This is a genomic window from Bordetella flabilis (assembly GCF_001676725.1).
Lineage (GTDB): Bacteria > Pseudomonadota > Gammaproteobacteria > Burkholderiales > Burkholderiaceae_B > Bordetella_C > Bordetella_C flabilis.
Genome location: NZ_CP016172.1, coordinates 4,073,112 through 4,092,540 on the forward strand (window position 1 = coordinate 4,073,112; position 19,429 = coordinate 4,092,540).

Annotated in this window: 16 protein-coding genes; 4 read left to right on the forward strand and 12 right to left on the reverse strand. The window is 65.6% G+C overall.

Features of this window, described 5'->3' with window-relative positions:
* The first annotated feature begins 73 nt into the window (after positions 1-73).
* From BAU07_RS17935 to BAU07_RS17950, 4 genes are all read left to right on the forward strand, one after another.
* Complete coding sequence (locus tag BAU07_RS17935; RefSeq protein ID WP_066660329.1) at positions 74-1,741, forward strand: acyl-CoA synthetase; 1,668 nt, start codon at positions 74-76, stop codon at positions 1,739-1,741.
* Between the two features lie 16 nt (positions 1,742-1,757).
* A complete protein-coding gene (locus BAU07_RS17940) occupies positions 1,758-2,279 on the forward strand; it encodes a gamma carbonic anhydrase family protein (RefSeq protein ID WP_066660331.1) in 522 nt (173 codons plus the stop codon).
* Positions 2,280-2,360: 81 nt separating this feature from the next.
* Positions 2,361-3,281 (forward strand): Hsp33 family molecular chaperone HslO, encoded by a 921-nt coding sequence (gene hslO / locus BAU07_RS17945; RefSeq protein ID WP_066660338.1) that lies wholly within the window; start codon positions 2,361-2,363, stop codon positions 3,279-3,281.
* Positions 3,282-3,380: 99 nt separating this feature from the next.
* On the forward strand, positions 3,381-4,388 hold the full coding sequence (locus tag BAU07_RS17950; protein ID WP_066660340.1) for a TadE family protein: 1,008 nt from the start codon (positions 3,381-3,383) through the stop codon (positions 4,386-4,388).
* A gap of 45 nt (positions 4,389-4,433) precedes the next feature.
* Here the strand turns inward: BAU07_RS17950 and BAU07_RS17955 are convergent, their stop codons facing one another.
* The 12 genes from BAU07_RS17955 to gsiB all read right to left on the reverse strand — a co-directional run bounded on the left by BAU07_RS17955 (position 4,434) and on the right by gsiB (position 19,361).
* Positions 4,434-5,744 carry a beta-propeller fold lactonase family protein gene (locus BAU07_RS17955; RefSeq protein WP_066660342.1) on the reverse strand — a complete coding sequence of 437 codons (1,311 nt, stop codon included), beginning with the start codon at positions 5,742-5,744 and terminating at the stop codon, positions 4,434-4,436.
* Between the two features lie 335 nt (positions 5,745-6,079).
* Entirely contained in the window at positions 6,080-7,519 is a 1,440-nt protein-coding gene (locus BAU07_RS17960; protein WP_084025851.1) for an IPT/TIG domain-containing protein, read from the reverse strand.
* Positions 7,520-7,684: 165 nt separating this feature from the next.
* Entirely contained in the window at positions 7,685-8,020 is a 336-nt protein-coding gene (ftsB, locus tag BAU07_RS17965) for a cell division protein FtsB (RefSeq protein ID WP_066660347.1), read from the reverse strand.
* A 72-nt stretch (positions 8,021-8,092) separates the two neighbouring features.
* The gene (gene eno, locus BAU07_RS17970) at positions 8,093-9,379 is read right to left on the reverse strand and encodes a phosphopyruvate hydratase (RefSeq protein WP_066660350.1); all 1,287 of its coding nucleotides are present in this window, start codon (positions 9,377-9,379) and stop codon (positions 8,093-8,095) included.
* Positions 9,380-9,431: 52 nt separating this feature from the next.
* Positions 9,432-10,286 carry a 3-deoxy-8-phosphooctulonate synthase gene (kdsA, locus tag BAU07_RS17975; protein ID WP_066660352.1) on the reverse strand — a complete coding sequence of 285 codons (855 nt, stop codon included), beginning with the start codon at positions 10,284-10,286 and terminating at the stop codon, positions 9,432-9,434.
* Positions 10,283-11,938, reverse strand: a complete 1,656-nt coding sequence (locus BAU07_RS17980) for a CTP synthase (RefSeq protein ID WP_066660355.1) — start codon at positions 11,936-11,938, stop codon at positions 10,283-10,285. The genes kdsA and BAU07_RS17980 overlap by 4 nt, the downstream gene beginning before the upstream one ends.
* 112 nt (positions 11,939-12,050) lie before the next feature.
* A complete protein-coding gene (locus BAU07_RS17985; protein WP_066660358.1) occupies positions 12,051-13,850 on the reverse strand; it encodes an aminopeptidase P family protein in 1,800 nt (599 codons plus the stop codon).
* Positions 13,851-13,858: 8 nt separating this feature from the next.
* Positions 13,859-14,677 (reverse strand): M55 family metallopeptidase, encoded by an 819-nt coding sequence (locus BAU07_RS17990; protein WP_066660361.1) that lies wholly within the window; start codon positions 14,675-14,677, stop codon positions 13,859-13,861.
* Between the two features lie 97 nt (positions 14,678-14,774).
* On the reverse strand, positions 14,775-15,872 hold the full coding sequence (locus tag BAU07_RS17995; RefSeq protein ID WP_084025852.1) for a DmpA family aminopeptidase: 1,098 nt from the start codon (positions 15,870-15,872) through the stop codon (positions 14,775-14,777).
* A gap of 5 nt (positions 15,873-15,877) precedes the next feature.
* Positions 15,878-16,783 carry a glutathione ABC transporter permease GsiD gene (gsiD, locus tag BAU07_RS18000; RefSeq protein ID WP_066660370.1) on the reverse strand — a complete coding sequence of 302 codons (906 nt, stop codon included), beginning with the start codon at positions 16,781-16,783 and terminating at the stop codon, positions 15,878-15,880.
* Positions 16,784-16,790: 7 nt separating this feature from the next.
* Entirely contained in the window at positions 16,791-17,711 is a 921-nt protein-coding gene (gsiC, locus tag BAU07_RS18005; protein ID WP_066660373.1) for a glutathione ABC transporter permease GsiC, read from the reverse strand.
* 93 nt (positions 17,712-17,804) lie between these two features.
* The gene (gene gsiB, locus BAU07_RS18010; RefSeq protein WP_066660380.1) at positions 17,805-19,361 is read right to left on the reverse strand and encodes a glutathione ABC transporter substrate-binding protein GsiB; all 1,557 of its coding nucleotides are present in this window, start codon (positions 19,359-19,361) and stop codon (positions 17,805-17,807) included.
* Positions 19,362-19,429 lie beyond the last annotated feature (68 nt).

Consider the following 19,429-nt stretch of genomic DNA (forward strand, 5'->3'; position numbering starts at 1 on the left):
TTGCGTCTGGGGCAATCCGGCCCCAAAAGCAATGCCGACGAGTCCCATCGTTGTAACCGCTCACAACAGGGCCATGAACGATCAATACCAGGCGCTTTATCAATCATTCCGCTGGCTCGTACCCACCCAGTTCAATATCGCGGAAGTCTGCTGCCACCGTTGGGCGGAAAGCACCGTGGATGCGCGCCGTATCGCCATCTACTACGAAGACGAAGCGGGCAATCGGGAAGTATGGACCTACCGGCGCCTGGCCGAAGCCGCCAACCAGTTGGCCAACGGGTTGGTACGCATGGGAGTCGGCAAAGGCGACCGCGTAGCTGTTGTATTGGGACAACGTCCAGAGACCGCCGTGGTCCACATGGCGACCTATAGCGTGGGCGCCGTCATTGTCCCCTTGTCGGGACTGTTCGGCCCGGAGGCCCTCGAAAGCCGCTTGCGCGACGCCGAAGCCCGCGTCGCCGTCGTCGATGCGGCGTCCAGCGCCAATCTGCTGTCGGTGGCGGAGCAATGCCCTGCCCTGCAGCAAATCATCGGCATCGGCTTCGCGGATGAACGCGTCCTGCCCTGGCGCAGCCTTCTGGCGCGCCAGCCTTCGGCTTTCAAGCGCATCAACACCCTGGCCACCGATCCGGCCATCCTGCTCTATACCTCGGGCACGACAGGAGCGCCCAAAGGCGCCTTGCTGCCGCATTGCGCCCTGATCGGCAACCTGCCGGGGTTCGTCGCCTCGCAGAACTGGTTCCCCAAGCAGGGCGACGTGTTCTGGTCGCCCGCCGATTGGGCCTGGACGGGCGGCATGATGGACGCCCTGCTTCCTACGCTGTATTTCGGCCATCCGATTGTAGGCACGCGCGGGCGCTTTTCCCCCGAGCGCGCTTTCGAACTGATGGAGCGCTACCAGGTCACCAATACCTTCCTGTTCCCCACCGCCCTGAAGGCGATGATGAAGTCCGTGCCGGCGCCGCGCGAACGGTACCGCCTGGTATTGCGCGGACTGATGAGCGCGGGCGAAAGCGTTGGAGAAACCGTATTCGAATGGTGCCGGTCCGCGCTCGGCATCACGCCGAACGAAATGTTCGGCCAGACCGAAATGAACTACCTGGTGGGCAACAGCAACCAGCGCTGGCCCGCCAAGCCGGGCAGCATGGGACGTCCCTACCCTGGGCATCAGGTAGCCGTTATCGACGAGGACGGCAACCCGGTGAGGGCCGGCGAAGTCGGCGACATCGCGCTGAATCGCTACGACATCCACGGCGATCCCGACCCCATCCTGTTCCTCGGCTACTGGCGCAACCCGTCCGCCACGGCGGCCAAGTTTTCGGGCGACTGGTGCAGAACCGGCGACCTGGCCCGCCTGGATGAGGACGGCTACCTCTGGTATGCGGGCCGCAGCGACGATGTATTCAAGTCGGCGGGCTACCGCATCGGCCCGGGAGAAATCGAAAGCTGCCTGCTTGGGCATCCCGCCGTGGCCAACGCCGCGGTCGTGCCCAAGCCCGATCCGGAACGCGGCGCCCTGGTGAAAGCCTATGTGGTCCTGACGCCGGAGTACGCCGGACAGCCGCAGGAATCCATTGTGCAGGGGCTGCAGGATCACGTTCGCCAACGGCTGGCGCCATACGAATATCCGAAGGAAATCGAATTCATCGATGAGTTGCCCATGACGACGACCGGCAAGGTTCAGCGCCGGTTGTTGCGGCAGCGTGAAGAGGACAAGGCGTCCGGCGGCCAGCCCGCCTGACGCGACGGAGACCCTGATGGCCATCTACCAGTTGGACGACATCGCGCCGCGCATCGCCGCCAGCGCATACATTGCCGATAGCGCCGACATCATCGGCGACGTCACGTTGCACGATGACGTCAGCATCTGGCCGCAAGTCACCATACGCGGCGACAACGCGCCCATCATCATCGGCGCCGGCAGCAATATCCAGGAATCCTCCGTCCTGCACGTGGACGAAGGCCATGGCCTGACCGTCGAGTCCCGTGTCACCGTTGGGCACCAGGCCATGCTGCACGGCTGCACGATCCGCGAAGGCGCGTTGGTGGGCATCCAGGCCATCGTGCTCAACGATGCGGTGGTCGGCCGCAATTGCCTGATCGGCGCGGGCGCGCTGATTCCCGAAGGCCGGGTCATCCCGGACAATAGCCTCGTGATAGGCATAGGCAAGGTCGTACGCCAGCTCACCGAAGAAGAAATCGCGCGCATGCACCACAACACCGCTGGCTATGTCGAACGCGCGCGCCAGTACAAGCGGTCGCTCAAGCGCCTGGGCTAGCTGCGGGGCCGCCCCTGCTCGACCATGGGGACATATCCGCATACGGCCGGTTCGGAGGGGTGAATCGGCTAACATGCCTGTATGACCGATCTTCTGAAGAAATACCTGTTCGAAGACCGTACCGTACGCGTGCAAGCGGTACGTCTGCACGAAACCTGGCGCGCCGCGCAGGTGAATCACGACTATCCCATCGCGGTGAGACGCCTGCTGGGCGAACTCATCGCCGCATCGACACTGCTGGCTGCAAACCTGAAATTCGAAGGCTCCCTGGTCATGCAGGTGCAGGGCGATGGTCCAATCGCCCTGCTTGTCGTGGAATGCCGCGCCGACCTGAGCCTGCGCGCGACCGTCAAACTGCGCCAGGACCATGTCGTTCCGGATACCGGCACCATGCAAAGCCTGATGAACCCGGGCGGCAACGGTCGCTTCATCGTCGTGCTGGACCCTCAACGCAAGGCGCCGGGCCAGCAGCCCTACCAGGGCATCGTTCCCATCGTCGGTGACACGGTCGCCGATGCGCTCAGCCACTACATGCAGCAGTCGGAACAGCTCGAAACCCGTCTCTGGCTGGCATCGGACGAACAGCATGCAGCCGGCCTGCTGCTGCAACGACTGCCCGAGCAAGGCGGAAGCGCGCACACACCCGGCGCCGCCGAGGAAACCTGGAACCGGGCCGGCCAGCTGGCAGCGACGCTGAAGCCGGACGAACTGCTGGGAACCGACGTCGACACCCTGATCCATCGCCTGTATTGGGAAGAAACGCTCATCGCGTTCGACCCCCTGGGCGTGCGCTGGCATTGTCCCTGCAACCGCACCAAGGTGTCGGACATGCTGCGCATGCTGGGCCGCGCCGAGGTGGAAGACATCCTGTCGGAACGGGGCAAGGTAGAGGTGGCCTGCGATTTCTGCGGCAAGCCCTATGTGTTCGACGCCGTCGATTGCGCGGGCCTGTTTTCCGGCTCCCGTACCTTCCCCGAACAGGACCCGCCCACGGTCCACTGACCGACTCGTCGGGTATCGAAGCGTCCGGCGCGGTGCATGCGTTTATCACGCGTAGTTGCCGTAATGGACGCATGCAGGCGCGCGGCGCACACTGGCGCCATGCTTTTCGGTATTACCCTTGCCACGCAAGCGTGCGCCATCCCGCGATATCCGCCGCGCCAGCACGGCGCCGCGATGGTGGAGTTCGCCACGGCCGCCCTGCCGCTGCTCGTCGCTGGCTTGCTCGTGGTCGAAGCGGCGCGATGGCACGTGGTGCGGCAAATCCTCAACCTGGCCCTGCTCGACGCCGCACGCGCCGGCGCCACCGCGCACGCACGGCCGCAGGTCATCGATGACGCGTTCGAGCACGGCCTGCTGCCTTTGTTCGTCCCGCCGGGACAGCACCGCAGCGCGCACGCCCGCATGCGGGCCGACCTGCTGGAAGTTACCCGCCGCACGGGGTTGCTGCCATGGCGCATCGATATCCTCGCGCCGTCCGGCACGGCGTACGCGGATTTCGGCGACGCCGCGCTGCGCGTCGACGGCGCGCGCGGCCTGCCGGTCATCAATAATGACTACCAGGCGGAGCAGCATGCGCGCAGGCGATCCCAGGGCTGGCACGACGGGCGCGGACCGCTGTCGGGACAGACGATCTTCGAGGCCAATACGCTGCGTTTGCGGCTGACCTATATCCATGCCCCCCTGGTGCCCGCGGTGCGGGCCGTGCTACGTGCGATCGGCGCGGCAGCACCCATGGACCAGGCCGCCCTGCGCGCCGGCATGCTGACGATGGTCATGGAAATGGCGCTGCCGATGCAGTCGCATCCGGTCCACTGGCCCGCGCCGCAGGGCTCGTACCGGGCGGCGCGGGCGGCCCTGGGCACGGCGGACCCCAGGACGCGGCGCCCAGGGCAGCAGGACGGACGGTGGGCGCCTTTTGCCGCCCCCGTGGGCGCCGGGTCCGAACGACGCTTGCCAACGGCACCGGCTCCAAGGGCATGGCCGCCGCCCCAGGCTTCTGTCGCGCCTACCGTCGCGAGCCGGCTGACGGCGCCCGGACCAGCCGGCGATGCGGCGTCCGACCTGCACCCCGCTGCCTGCGGCGTCCTGCTGTGTTGCGTCGAATGAAGGACGCCGGTGCGATCGATGCGCGTGCCGGCGTGAGAACAAGCGCTAGCGGGAAAACAGCGTGGTGTAGGTGTATCCGCCCTTGGCTTCCCCCTGGCCCCCGCCATTCTGCACCACCACGTCGACGGCCGCGGGCATGCCGCCCGGGGCGGGCGGCGTCACCACGGTCAGTTCCGTGTTGGAGACCACGTTGAGGTTGGTCCCCGGCGTGCCTGCAAAGGTGACGCCTGTACTGTCGGTCAGATTGGATCCGGTAATGGTGACATTGGTCCCGCCCAGGGTCGTTCCCGTGGCGGGCAGTATCGTGGCGATGATGGCGGCAGCTCGCTCGACCTGGATGATGGAGACACTGTTCGAGCCATTGTTCGCCACATAGGCGATATCTCCGGCCTTGTCGGGGTTCGGATCCGGACGGAACGCCACACCGTTGGGGTGCAGGCCCTTGAACTGGCCCATATCGACGGTCCCGGTCTGCCTGTCCTTGCCCGTGTCGATCACCGACACCGAATCCGAACCATAGCCCGTCACATAGGCGCTGGCGCCATTCGGCGCCACGGCCACGACGGCCGGATACGTGCCGGTAAACCCCTCGATGGTGCCGATTTGCCTGTTGCTTGCGGCATCGATGACGGACACGCTGGCCGACTCCTGGTTGGTGACATAGGCTTTCGCGTTGGACACGAAAGCGACATTGAGAGGTGTGGTCCCGGCATAGCCCGCGATCTGTCGGCTTTGCCTGGCGTTCGCGACGTCGATCACCGCCACCGACGTCGCGGTCGCGACATAAGCCATTGTTCCATCCGGAGAGAAGGCCACGCCATGCGCGCCTTGGCCCGGGGCGTAGCCGGCGATGGTGCCTGTTTGCGTATCGCTCGATGTGTCGATCACGGATACGGTCGCGCTGGCGTCGTTGTTCGTGACATAGGCCAGGTGCCTGGCCGGATCCGGATGGAAAGCAATACCGTAGGGATTGCTGCCCTGGTACTTCAGCACATTCCCCTGCTTGCCCACGGTATCTGTCGTCGTATCGATGACTGCGACCGTATGCGAACCCAGGTTGAGAACGTACGCCTTGCGTCCATCCGGAGAGACCGCAATATTGGCCGGGGTGCTTCCCGCGGGCAGTTTGATGATGCCGGTTTCCGCGCCCTGACGCGTGTCGATCACCGACACGGTATCAGACAAGGCGTTGGTGACGTAGGCTTTGCTTCCGTCCGGCGTAAAGGCGATTCGATTGGGATCCTGGCCTTCGTATGCGAAAACATTGCCGATGGCCTTGTTGCCCAGGGTAGCCTGCGCGAGCCCTGGCAGCACCATGGCCGCGACGACAGCGAGCGTGACCAGGGCAGGCCCCATGGCAGTTTTCCACGTCATCCCAAGCCAAATCGGCATACGAAGCAAGCGGGCCATCTGTTTCACCTTGTTCGACGGGCAGTGGCCACGGAGTGGAAGCGCATGCGCCTTCTCTTTACCCAGCGGCTGCCCTTGGTGATCCCTGCGCGCATAGTCTAGTTCCGCGGCCTAACGCGCAGCAGGTAATTTGCTGTAAACCTGAGTGACCCACATGCTGCCGTATCGAATGCCGCGGCGCCCGTTTATATCGGTTCATATGTGGGGTACAGGCGCAGGCGCGCAACGCCTCGCTGGCGTGGGAAGCGGACCCCGACGAACCGGCTTCAAGGATCGCAAGCTTATGGCGCGGGCAATATGGTGATGTAGGTGAAACCGTTGGGCATGGTGGCATTGCCCCCCGGATTCACGACGGTCACATCGACCACGCCTACCGGGTGTGGCGGCGCCGTTACCGTGATCTCGGAATCGGATACGACAACCAGATCCTTGCCCTGGTAGTCGGCGCCCCCGAAATACACCGCCGTCGTGCCCTGCAGATTCGCCCCGCGGATCGTCACCTGGGTGCCTTTGGCCGGGCCGCTCGATGGCAATGCCGTTTTGGCGATTGCGGGCACAAGGTTCGCCACGGCGATGTAGTCCCGGTCACCGTTGAACTGCCCTATCAGCGCCAGGTAGACGCGCTTGCTGTCCGGGCTCGCAGCGAGGACCGACGTTCCGTTGGACCAGGACCGGGTCCAGCCGCCGAGCGGAAGCCCCGGGATCGTGCCGCCGGGCGTGTTCGTCGTTGCATCGATCACCAGCGTACCGCCCTGATCTGGATTCCTACAGCCCGCACCACCCAGTTGGGCAAAGGCGGTCTTTCCATCAGGCGCGAAGATGACGTCGAATACGGAAGGCCCGCCCCAACCGCAACCCGCCCATTCGCTCAGGTCCACGGCGCCGGTCGCGGTGTCCTTGGCCGCGTCCACCACGACGATGGCCGGATTCTGGTTGCCGTCGCTTCCTCCTATATAGGCAGTCCGGCCATCGGGGGAAAAGGCTGCTGCGTATGCCCCGAAGCCACGCACGTATTGCTGCATGTTCTGGACCGAACCCCGCCGTGCGTTTTGCTTCGTGTCGATGACGGCCACTTCGGAGCCGGCGGTAAGGTAGGCCTTGTCCTGCGTGGGAGAACTGGCGATAGAGATGCCCCAGCCGTCGATGCTGCCGGTGGCCTTTTTGTTCTCTACATCGATTACGGTAAGTCCGGGGTCGTCCTTGCCCAGCACCCTATAGGTGGCATAAGCGGTTTTGGCATCGCGCGAAAACGCCACCGTGGAGAAATAGCCATTGCCGGGATCCGGCTGGGTTGCGAATGCGACTTGGCCGACCACCGCGTCCGTTGCGGTGTCGATGATGTAGATGGCGCTGGTTTGATAATCCAGCGCCGCCGCGACGCGGCCGTCGGGCGAGACTCCGACATATCCGGGTAGAAGATTGTAGTAGCCGCTGACGTAGCCCGTAACAGCGCTCTTGCCGGTGTCGATAACCGCGATCGGGCTACCCGGGGAAAACGAGGCTGTCGCGTATGCCTTCTGGCTGTTCGGAACCACCGCGATGGACAGCGGGGAGTCCTCATAGCCGCTTACGGAACCCGCCGACGTACTCGACCGGGCCGGCGAAACACCGGCGATCAACAGGCACGCGGCGAGCAAGCCGGTTGCCCCGGAATGGACATTGCGCAGCAACGCGAGGGGCCGATCATGAGAACACCGGCCATGAGAACGCCGATCGTGCATGTTCAATCTCCCTGGCCTGGCCGTGCATTCACGCGCCAATGACTGGAGGGATTATGTGCGTGCCCGAGCGGGCCAACAATACCGGCTATTCAGAAATTACGTCGCGCCAAGTACGTCGCGCCCCTTGTATCCCGGGGCGGCTGGCGTCCGGATCCGGACTCGCGGCTAGCGCCGCGGAGGAGTGTTCTGGGCAGGTGGCGCGGCGGGCGGCTTGACCGGCAAGGGCGTGCCGGCCGGCACGATCTGAACGAACACTTCGCCGTCCTTCATCATGCCCAGTTCGCTGCGTGCGCGTTCTTCGAGCGCGCCGGTTCCCGTTTCAAGGTCGCGGACTTCAGCGTCGAGCGCAGCATTGCGCGCGCGCATGCCTTCATTCACTGCTTGCTGCGCGGCCATCTGCTTCTGCAGGTCCCATACCTTGAACCAGCCCCCCTTGCCGAACCACAAGGGATATTGGATCAGACAAACCAGGGCCAGCAGAACCAGGAACAGCAAACGCATGCGCGGATCCGTATGGAAGGGGTTGACGGGCGCGGCACGCCGCGCTGGGGCGTGCCGCGGCGCCGCAGCGCTTTAGCGCAGGTTGTAGAAGGCTTCCCGGCCCGGATAGGACGCCACCTCGGCCAGTTCTTCCTCGATGCGCAGCAGCTGGTTGTATTTCGCCATGCGGTCGGAACGCGACAACGAGCCGGTCTTGATCTGCATGGCGTTGGTCGCCACCGCGATATCGGCGATCGTCGAGTCCTCGGTTTCGCCGGAGCGATGCGATACGACCGCGGTATACCCGGCGCGCTTGGCCATTTCGATGGCCGCGAAGGTTTCGGTCAGCGTGCCAATCTGGTTGATCTTGATCAGGATGGAATTCGCCACGCCCTTGTTGATGCCTTCCTTCAGGATGCGGGTGTTGGTCACGAACAGATCGTCCCCGACCAGTTGCACCTTCTTGCCGAGCTGATCGGTCAGGAGCTTCCAGCCGTCCCAATCATTTTCGGCCATGCCGTCCTCGATGGAGATGATCGGATACTTGTCGCACCACGTGGCGAGCAGATTGGCGAATTCCTGCGAGCTGAGCGAAATGCCGCCCTCGCCCTGCAAGGTGTACTTGCCGTCGCGGAAGAACTCGGAGCTGGCGCAGTCCAGGCCCAGGGCGATCTGGCTGCCGGCCTCATAGCCGGCTTCGTCTATGGCCTTCAGGATGAGCTGGATAGCCGCTTCGTGATTCGGCACGTTGGGCGCGAAGCCACCTTCGTCGCCCACCGCCGTCGACATGCCTTGGGCGTTGATCAGCTTCTTCAGGGCATGGAACACTTCGGCGCCCCAGCGCAGGGCTTCGCGGAAGCTGCCGGCGCCCACGGGCAGGATCATGAACTCCTGCAGATCCAGCGTATTGTTCGCATGCGCACCGCCGTTGATGACATTCATCATCGGCACGGGCATGCTCATCGGGCCGCTGCCGCCGAAATAGCGATACAGCGACAGGCCGGATTCGTCGGCTGCGGCGCGGGCAACGGCCATGCTGGCAGCCAGGATGGCATTGGCGCCCAGGCGCTCCTTGCTGTCCGTGCCGTCGAGTTCGATCAAGGTACGGTCGACGAAGGTCTGCTCCTGCGCGTCCAGGCCCATCAGGGCTTCGGAAATCTCGGTGTTCAGGTTCTCCACGGCGCGCAGCACGCCCTTGCCGCCGTACCGGTTCTTGTCGCCGTCGCGCAGTTCGATGGCTTCGCGCGCGCCGGTCGAGGCGCCGGAGGGCACCGCCGCGCGGCCCATGGCGCCGGATTCCAGCAGCACATCGCATTCCACGGTCGGGTTGCCGCGCGAATCGAGGATCTCGCGCCCGATGATGTCGACAATTGCACTCATGGTTGTTATTCCCTAAGACAATGAAAAAGCGTTGCGTTGCCCGGCGCGCGGGCTAGTCGAAGCTGGCTTCGATGAAGGGCGCCGCCTTGACGATGCGGTCCAGCGCCACCAGCGATTCGAGCAGCTCGGCCATGCGATGCAGGGGCACGGCATTGGGGCCATCGGAAAGCGCGCAAGCCGGATTGGGGTGGGTTTCCATGAACAGTCCGGCCACGCCGACCGCCACGGCCGCGCGCGCCAGGACCGGCACGAATTCGCGCTGCCCGCCGGACGAGGTGCCCTGCCCGCCCGGCAACTGTACCGAATGCGTGGCGTCGAACACCACCGGGCAGTCCGTTTCGCGCATGATGGCCAGCGACCGCATATCGGACACCAGGTTGTTGTAGCCGAACGAGACTCCGCGCTCGCACACCATGATGGTGTTGCCGTCCCCGCCCGCCTCGATGGCCGCGTCGCGCGCCTTCAGCGCCACCTGCTTCATGTCATGCGGCGCGAGGAACTGGCCCTTCTTGATATTCACAGGCTTCAGCGTCGCCGCGCAGGCGCGGATGAAGTCCGTCTGACGGCACAGGAAGGCCGGCGTCTGCAGCACATCGACCACTGCCGCCACGTCCGCGACCTGCGGCGTATCGTGGACGTCGGTCAGTACCGGCACGCCCAACTGCGCGCGGACGTCGTCCAGGATCTTGAGTCCTTCGTCCATGCCCGGCCCGCGATACGACTTGCCGGAACTGCGGTTGGCCTTGTCGAAGGAGCTCTTGTAGATGAAGGGTATCCCCAGCTTGCCGGTGATTTCCTTCAGCTTGCCCGCGGTCTCGAACGCCAGTTCACGGGACTCGATGACGCAGGGACCCGCAATCAGGAAAAAGGGATGCTGCAATCCAGCTTCGAAACCGCAGAGCTTCATGACGTCTCCTTGCCACGACGCTCCTGATGAGCGATGGCAGCCTGGATATAACTCGAGAACAAGGGATGCCCGTCGCGGGGAGTCGAGGTGAACTCCGGGTGGAACTGCACGCCGACGAACCAGGGATGCGCCGGCAGTTCCATCATTTCCGGCAGGTTCTCCGTGGGCGTGCGCGCGCTGATGACCATCCCGGCCTCTTCCAGACGCGGCACATATACATTGTTCACTTCGTAGCGGTGGCGATGGCGCTCGTTGACCTCGGCGCCGTAGATCTGCGCCGCGCGCGTGCCTGGCTTGACCGGGCAGCGCTGGGCGCCCTTTCGCATGGTGCCGCCCAGGTCGGAAGTGAGGTCGCGCTTTTCAACCCGCCCTTCGCGGTCCAACCATTCGGTGATCAGCGCCACCACCGGATGCGGCGCGGCCGGATCGAATTCCGTACTGTTGGCCCCGCCCAGGCCCGCCACGTGGCGGGCGAATTCGATGACGGCCAGCTGCATCCCCAGGCAGATGCCCAGGTAAGGCACGCCGTGTTCGCGGGCATAGCGGATCGCGGCGATCTTGCCTTCCGTGCCGCGCTTGCCGAAGCCGCCCGGAACCAGGATGGCGTCGAAGTGGCTGAGCGCCTCCGTGCCATGGGCTTCCAGGTCTTCCGAGTCGATGTATTCGATCTTCACGCGCGAGCGCGTGTGGATGCCCGCGTGGACCAGCGCCTCGGTCAGCGACTTGTAGGATTCGGTCAGGTCCACATACTTGCCGACCATGCCGATGGTGACCTGGTGGACCGGGTGCTCCAGCGCATCGATCAGGTCATCCCACATGGAAAGATCCGCCGGCGGCGGCGTCAGGCCCAACGCCTCGCACACCAGGTTGTCCAGCCCCTGCTTGTGCAGCATGGAGGGGATCTTGTAGATCGAGTCGGCATCCCACACCGAGATGACGGCATCCAGCGGCACGTTGGAGAAGAGCGATATCTTGGCGCGCTCGTCGTCCGGAATGGGGCGGTCGGCGCGGCACAGCAGGGCGTGCGGGTAGATACCGATTTCGCGCAGTTTCTGCACCGAGTGCTGCGTGGGCTTGGTCTTCAGTTCTCCCGCGGAGGCGATGAACGGCACCAGCGTCAGATGGATGAAGGCCGCATTGTTGCGGCCCAGGCGCAGGCTCATCTGGCGCGCGGCTTCCAGGAAGGGCAAGGATTCGATATCGCCCACCGTGCCACCGATCTCGACGATGGCCACGTCGGTGTTGCCGTCCCAGCAGGCTTCCGCGCCGCGTGCGATGAAATCCTGGATTTCGTTCGTGATGTGCGGAATGACCTGGACGGTCTTGCCCAGGTAGTCGCCACGCCGTTCCTTGCGCAATACCGACTCGTAGATCTGGCCGGTGGTGAAGTTGTTCACCTTGCGCATGCGCGTGGTGATGAAGCGTTCGTAGTGGCCCAGGTCCAGGTCGGTCTCGGCGCCGTCTTCCGTGACGAATACTTCGCCATGCTGGAAGGGACTCATCGTGCCGGGGTCGACGTTGATATACGGATCGAGCTTGAGCAGCGTGACTTGCAGGCCGCGCGATTCCAGGATCGCGGCGAGGGACGCGGCGGCGATGCCTTTCCCCAGGGAAGACACCACGCCACCGGTGACAAATACGTATTTGGTCATCGTGTTGAGCGCCCGGGGCGGCCGGGCGCGTGCGGGAAATTTGGATTATAGCCGGCAGGTCGGCGAATCCTGTTTTTTCCCCTGGCGTCGCGAAGTAACAACGCGGCGCGGCTCAACGCCCCGCGAGCGGCGCCGTGCGGGCCAACAGCCAGTCCCGGGCGGCCTGCTGCACGTGCGGCAGGAGCCGTTCCCGTACCTGGGCGTGGTAGGCGTCCAGCCAGGCCACCTCGTCCGCGCGCAACAGCCCGGCCTCGATGCAGCGGGTATCGATCGGGCAGAGCGTCAGCGTCTCGAAAGCCAGGAATTCACCCAGCTCCGTCGCCTGCCAGGGACGGTTGCAGACCAGGTTCTCGATGCGTACCCCCCAGCGGCCCGGGCGATAGATGCCCGGCTCGTTGGATGTGATCATGCCGGGCTCCATGGCGGTATGGGGCGTCACCGGCGCGCGATGCGAAATCACCTGGGGCCCTTCATGAACGTTCATGAAATAGCCCACGCCGTGGCCGGTGCCGTGTCCGTATTCGGCGCCGCCCTCCCAGATGGGCGCGCGGGCGATGGCGTCCAGCATGGGCGACAGCACGCCGCGCGGAAACCGCGCCCGCGACAGCGCGATCATGCCCTTGAGCACCAGGGTGAAGTCGTGCTTCTGCGCCTCGCTGGGCGCCCCCACCGCCACAACGCGGGTAATGTCCGTCGTGCCGCCCTCGTACTGCCCGCCGGAGTCGATCAGCAGCAGCCCGTCGCCCTCGATGGTGGCATGCGACTCGGCCGTGGCCCGGTAGTGCGGCATGGCGCCGTTGGCGTTGAAGGCCGCGATGGTGCCGAAGCTCAGGGACACAAAGCCCGGGCGCCGTGCGCGGGCGGCGGACAGCTTTTCATCGATGGTGAGTTCGGTGATCGTCTCGCGCCCCAGGGCGCCCTCGAACCAGGCGAAGAATTCGCACAGGGCCGCGCCGTCCTGCTCCATCACCGCCCGCACATGGACGAGTTCTGCGTCGGTCTTGCGCGATTTCGCCAGCGTGCTGGGGTTGATGCCCTCGATGCGGCGCGCCTGCGCCGGCAGGGCCGACTGCACGCCCACGGTGACGCGGGCGGGGTCCAGCAACACCGCGCTGTCGCCCGGCAGTGCCCCCAGGGCGGCCGCCAGCTCCTCGTACGGCCGCACCGCGACGCCATCCGCCGCCAGTACGGCGCGCAGGGCCGGATCGATCTTGCCCGTCGCCACGAACAGTTCCGCGCGGTCCAGGAGAACCAGCGCGTGCGCCACGAAGACCGGGTTGTAGTCCACATCCGCGCCGCGCAGATTGAACAGCCATGCGACGTCGTCCAGGGTGCTGACCAAATGAGCGGTGGCGCCCTTGCCCTGCATGGCCTGGCGCACGCCCGCCAGCTTGTCGGCGCGGGCGACGCAGGCGTAAGGCGGCCGGTGCTCGCGCACCGGCGCGGCCGGCAACCCGGGGCGCTCGGGCCAGACCGCCTCCAGCAGGTCATGCCCGATGTCCAGGGCCGCGCCCGTGGTGGCCAGGGCCGCCGTGAGGGCCCGATGGCCGGCCATGGCCAGCACCTGCCCGTCGACGCCCACGCGGTCGCCTGGGCGCGCATGCGCCCCCAGCCATTCCGTATGGGGCAGTACGTCGGGACCACCGAGCTTCATCAACGTGATGCCGGTACCTGCCAGCTGTGCCTGCGCCTGGACCCAATAGCGGCTGTCGACCCACAAGCCGGCGAAATCGGCCGTCACGACCAGCGTGCCGACCGAACCCGTGAAGCCGGACAGCCACTGCCTGCCCTGCCAGCGCCCCGGCAGGTATTCCGACAGGTGCGGATCGGCCGACGGCACGATGTAGGCGGACAGGCCGTGCGCGGCCATGGCCTGGCGCAAGGCGGCGATACGGGCATCGGGGTTCGACATGGGGATCCTTAGCGCAACATGAATGACATGGCCGCCAGGCTGTTCAGCGTGCGCACCGCGTCGCGCATGCTGCCGGTCGTGAAGCGCAGCGTGACGCCGTCCACGCGTTCCAGCGCGGGCCAGGTGCAGAACAGGTCGGCCAGCGCCGAGTTCTGCGTCTGCAGCACGCATTCTATAGGCGGTTCGATACGCCAGGGCCGCAGCGAACCGACATTGCGCATCGCTTCGCGCGCCCCTTCACGCAGGGCGGTACGCGCGGCCGCGGGCGAGAGGGACACGCCACTGCCCTGCCCCCGCGCGATCTTGGTCTGCACCCACACGGCGCCGGGAAACAGTTCGCGGGTCTCGCCGATGAAGACATCGTCGCCGCTGGCCAGCGCGACCGGCACGCCCAGTTCGCCCGCCACGGCCCCGTACAGGCCGGCCTCGCCCAGTTCCATGCCATTGACGCGCACCTTGGCGAAGGAAAAACCATTGATGGTATGGGCCAGCACGCCACGGCCCTGGGCGCGCGAGTGGTAGCCGACCATGAAGACGGCGTCGCAAGTTTCCTCCAGGCCCCCCATCATCCCCAGGTAGCGCGGCTTGCCCAACACCAGGCGCGCGCGCTCGTCGATGCCGTCGGGCAAGAGGTTGCGATAGCCGCCGTGCGAGTCGTTGACCAGTACATCGTCGGCGCCGCCTTCGAAGGCGCCCACCACGGCGGCGTTGGCCTCCCCGGTCATCCAGGCGCGCGCCCGCTCGTATTCCGGATTACCGGCGGTGACCTGCTGGGAATGGAAGACGCCCGCGACGCCTTCGATGTCGGTGGAAATGAGAATGCGCATGGGATGAGGGATCGGATCCAGAGTGCGGTTTAGGGGAAAGCCGGCGGCACGGACAGCGAGCGCCTGGGCTGCGCGGGCTCGCCGTGGCGCCCGGGCGTCAAGGCGCGCGCGCCAGCCATTGGCGCCAGGCCGGAATGGCCTCGCGCAGGGCCAGACGCACATGGCCGTCGCGGCCGCCGACGGTATCGGCATGCCATAGGGCGTGCAGGATGGCCTGCTCGATGGCTTCGGCGGCCGCTTCGAACAATGGATCGATCCGCGTCTCGTGCAGCATGGCCATGGCCGGCATGGGACGTTCAGCCAGGTGCGGCACCGTATAGGCAGTGGAAAAGGCCAGCGCGATATCGCCGCTGCCATGGCCGAAAACCGACCCGGTGCGGGCCAGCCCGGCGCCGGCGCGCAGCGACAGCCGGCGCAATTGCCGGGCGTCCAGCGGCGCGTCGGTGGCCAGCAGCAGGATGATCGATCCCTTTTCCGGGCTGCTGCCGTCATCGCCCGGCGGGAGGGCGCCCTGCCCACGCTCGTGCTCCAGCCAGCGGCCGAACGGCCGCCCGGTCACCGTGAGCAGCGGAAGACGGCCGAAATTGCAGAGCACCAGCGCGCCCACGGTCCACGACAGCCCGTCCAGGGCCCGCGTCTGGCGCGACGCAGTGCCGATGCCGCCCTTGAACGAAAACGAGGACATGCCGCGGCCGGCCCCGACGGCGCCCTGCATGCAGTCGGCGCTGGCCGATCGCAGGGCCGCCACGTAATCGGCTTCGGTAACGGCCATGGCCTGGATGTCGTTCAGGTAGCCATCGTTGCACTCGAACACCAAGGGATTCACCGTCGGCCATGCGCGGCCAATCTCCGGATTGGCCGCAACGGCCTGCCGGATCTGCGCGTTCATGACCGTACCGACCGAGAACGTATTGGTCAGCGCGATCGGCGTCTCCAGCACGCCCAATTCGTCGACCTGGACCAGGCCCACGCTCTTGCCGAATCCGTTGAGCACCGTCGCGGCGGCCGGCACCTTGTCCCGGTAGACGTCGCCGCCGTGCGGCCGCACCACCGTGACGCCGGTCTGGACGGGGCCGGCGGCCAGGGTGTGGTGACCCACGGTCACGCCGCCGACGTCGCATAAGCTATCGCGCGGACCGGCAGGCAGCACCCCTGCGCGCGGCGCGGCGCGGCCGCTGTCGGGCGATACATCCATGGTGCTCACCGCCGGTCGATCTTGGGATCCAGCGCGTCGCGCAGGCCGTCACCCAGCAGGTTGAAGGCCAGCACCGTCAGGAAGATCGCCAGGGCCGGGAAGACGGCGATATGCGGCGATGTGACCATGTCGGCGCGCGCCTCGCTCAGCATGGCGCCCCACTCCGGCGTGGGCGGCTGGGCCCCCATGCCCAGGAAGGACAGGCTGGCCGCGGTGATGATGGACGTTCCGATGCGCATCGTGCCGTAGACGACGATGGGCGAAATGGTTCCCGGCAGGATGTGGCGCGTGATGATGGTCCAATCGGAGGCGCCGATGCTGCGCACCGCTTCCACATAGGTCATGTGCTTGATGGACAGGGTGTTGCCCCGCACCAGGCGTGCGAAGGCGGGCACGCTGAAGACCGCCACCGCCACCACCACATTCGCCATGCTGGAGCCCAGGATGGCCACCACGCCGATCGCCAGCAGCATGCCGGGAAAGGCCAGCAGCACATCGGAGATGCGCATGGTGACCCGCTCCCACCAGCCTTCGTAATAGCCGGCCATCAGGCCCATGAAGGTGCCGACGATGGCGCCCAGCGCCACCGACACGAAGCCGGCGACCAGCGAGATGCGGGCTCCCATCAGGATGCGGCTGAAGATATCGCGGCCCAGGGAATCAACCCCGAGCCAGTGCGTCAGCGAGGGGCCGGCATTCAGGTTGTCGTAGTCGAAGAAATTTTCCGCATCGAAGGGCGCGATCCAGGGCGCCAGCACCGCGACCAGGACGAGCAGCAGGACGAAGACGCCCGCCGCGACCGCCAGATGCTGCTTCTTGAACTTGCGCCAGAACTCGCTGAAGGGCGTGCGGACATCGTCGGCGCGCGCGGGCGCGCCGGAGAGGGAGGCTGTAGTGTCGAGTTGCGTCATGGCCGCCTCACTTGTACCGGATGCTGGGGTTGATCACGCCGTACAGCACGTCGACCACCAGGTTGATCACGATGAACTCCAGGGAAAACAACAGCACCAATCCCTGGATGACCGGATAGTCGCGCTGCGTGACGGCGTCCACCAGCAGCCGGCCCAGGCCGGGCCAGCTGAACACGGTTTCGACCACGATGGACCCGCCCAGCAGGAAGCCGAACTGCAGGCCCATCATGGTGACCACGGGGATCAGCGCGTTGCGCAGGGTGTGCTTGGTGATGACCAGCGATTCCGCCAGGCCCTTGGCGCGCGCGGTGCGCACGAAGTCCTCCTGGATCACCTCGACGAAGGACGAACGCGTGAACCGCGCCATGACGGCGGCCACGGCGGCGCCCAGCGTGATCGACGGCAGCACGTAATGCTTCCAGCTGGAAGCGCCCACGGTCGGCAGCCAGCCCAGGTTCACGGAGAATATCTGCATCAGCATCATCCCCAGCGCGAAGGCCGGGAAGGAAATGCCGGAGACGGCCAGCGTCATGCCCAGGCGGTCGGGCCAGCGATTGCGCCACACCGCGGAGGCCACGCCGATGATCATGCCGAAAAGCACCGACCAGACCATGCTGGTCAGCGTCAGCAACAGCGTGGGCACGAAGCGGTCCGCGATCTCGGTGCTGACCGGGCGCTTGCTGCGCAACGATACGCCGAGGTCGCCTTGCAGCATGTTGCCGAAATAGCGCACGAACTGCTGGGGCAGCGGCAGGTCCAGCCCCAGCTCGCGGCGCACCAGCTCGACGGTCTGCTCATCGGCTTCCGGGCCGGCGGCCAGGCGCGCCGGGTCGCCGGGAAGCATATGGACGAACAGGAACACCACCGCGGCGACCAGCAGCAGCGTGGGGATCATGCCCAGGAGGCGTTTGACGATATAGGTCAGCATTTGGATTCCTGCGTGCGGTCGCGTGGCGGCCGCACGGACATGCAATGAAACCGGCGCGCCGCGGTCGCCCCGCGGCGCGCCTTGTCCAAGCGTTTACTGCTTCAGATCGACGTCGCCGAACCAGAAGCTGGTATCGGGCATCACATACACGCCGCTCAGGTTCTTCGTCTTCAGGTAGACATTGCCCTGCGTGACGAGGAAAGCCCAGGGCGCGTCATTCCAGATGGTTTGCTGGGCGTCCTTGTACAGCGCGGTCTTCTCTTCCTTACTGGTGGTGGCCAGGGCCTTCTTGATGTCCTCATCCACCTTCGGGTTCGAGTAGTAGGCCGTGTTGTTCAACTGCGGCGGGAACGCGTCCGTGGCCAGCAGCGGACGCAGGCCCCAGTCGGCCTCGCCCGTGGACGACGACCAGCCCGCGTAGTACATGCGGACCTTGGCGTCTTCCGGCTTCTGCACCTGCTGCACGCGCTGGACGCGCTGGCCGGATTCCAGCACCTCGACCGATACCTTGATGCCGACCTGCGCCAGCTGCTGCTGCAGGAACTGGACGACCTTCACCGAGGTACCGTCGTTATACGCCGACCACAGCGTGCTTTCGAAGCCATTGGGATAGCCGGCTTCCTTCAGCAGCTCGCGCGCCTTCTTGGGGTCGTAGGGCCAGCCCTTGTCGGCGATCTTGTAGGCATACTCCACGCCCTGCGGAATCACGCCGGTGGAAACGTCGGCATAGCCGGCATACGCAACCTTGGTCAATGCCTGCTTGTTGATGGCATAGTTGATGGCCTGGCGCACCTTCGGATTATCGAAGGGCTTCTGCATCGTGTTCATCGACATGTAGCGCGCCATGATCGAGTTCTTGCGGTCGACCACATCGATCTTGTCGTTCTTCGCCAGGCTGGCGGCCTGCTCATAGGGCACCGGGAAGGCGAACTGCGCTTCGCCGGTCTGCACGACCGCGGCGCGGGTGTTGTTGTCCGTGACCGTGCGGAAGGTCAGCGTATCGACCTTCGGATAGCCCTTCTTCCAATAGCCGTCGAACTTCTTGACCTTCAGGTATTCGGCAGGCTTCCACTCGACGAATTCGAACGGCCCCGTGCCGACCGGGTGAAAGCCGATGTCCTTGCCCCACTTCTGCAGCGCGGCGGGGGAGATCATCATGGCGGCCGGATGCGCCAGCGCATTGATGAAGGCCGAGAACGGGCGCTTCAGCGTAATGCGGACGGTATAGGGGTCGACCACCTCGGTCTTGTCGACCTGGTTGAACTGGGTGTAGCGGGTCAGGCGGTTCGCCGGGTTGGAGACGCGATCGAAGTTGACCTTGACGGCATCGGCGGTGAAGTCCGTGCCGTCCTGGAACTTGACGCCCTGGCGCAGCTTGATGGTGTACACCAGCCCGTCGGGGCTGACTTCATAGCCGGTGGCCAGCAAGGGCTGGATCTTCAGGTCCTTGTCGAACTCGAAGAGACCTTCGTAATAGGCCTTGCCGGCCGCCTGGTTCAGGGTGCTGTTGGTGTTGTAGGGGTCGAGCGTTTCCAGCGCGATAGCAACGGCGAAGGTCACGTCCTTGCTGGCATGGGCCAGCGGCGACGCGGCCACCCCGAAGGCCAGCGCGGCGGCGGCCATGAGGCGGGTGGGGCGCAATGTTTTCATGTGATGCACTCCTGTGTGAATGGAGGGTGGTGGAAAAAGGCGGAGCGGGGTGTCACGAACGAAGCAGG